Below are 660 nucleotides of genomic sequence, written 5' to 3'. Positions count from 1 at the left end.
GTCCTCAATCAGCGGTTCCTCGTATTCAAACTTCAGCGCATCGGCATACAACGTACCCGAGCCGCCGCTCTGATTGGCCGTCAAATGCACTCCGACTTCCGCCAGCACCGTGCCTTCTGGAATGACGCCTTGTTTCTCCAGATACACATATCCATTTGTTTCCTGATTCAACTCCGCCGTGAACGAACCGACATTCGTCCAGTCCTCGTCATAGAACCACACGAGCAACTGTCCGGAAGAATTGTTCAGTTCTTCCGCGTGCAGCTGTCCGCTCAGCTTAAAGGTTTGACCTGCCTCTACATTAATCCGTTGACGAATATAGCCACTCTTCCAGATCGGCAGATTCGCCGCTTCGATCTTCATCGCCTTGCTTCCGCTGGCTACCGGGGCACTCACCGATTCAATTGTGCCGGTACCCGTATTAAAGCTCTGCCAGCCGGTTGCGCTTGCGTCCAGGGTATGCTCGAAGTCCGCATTCACCAGCAAGTTCGGGTCCGTTGTCTCGCGCAGGTCGATGTTGTCGGCATACAACAAGCCACTGCCATTGCCCGTCCCGTTCGCAGAAAGTCGGACGCTGACCTGCGCACGAACCGTCCCCTCCGGTGCGACACTACGTTTCTCCAAATGCGCGAAGCCCGTTGTAGCCGTCTCCTGACGGAC

Annotated in this window: 1 protein-coding gene; it reads right to left on the bottom strand. The window is 55.8% G+C overall.

Features of this window, described 5'->3' with window-relative positions:
* The coding region (locus ACFFT4_RS35430) for a hypothetical protein (protein ID WP_378053088.1) at nt 1-660 on the bottom strand (660 nt) is incomplete at both ends.

Origin of the sequence: Cohnella cellulosilytica, from assembly GCF_042431195.1 — a bacterium.
GTDB classification, from domain to species: Bacteria; Bacillota; Bacilli; order Paenibacillales; family Paenibacillaceae; genus Cohnella; species Cohnella cellulosilytica.
The sequence above is the reverse complement of the archived record's forward strand: the minus strand, read 5'-3'. Positions and strand labels throughout refer to the sequence as shown.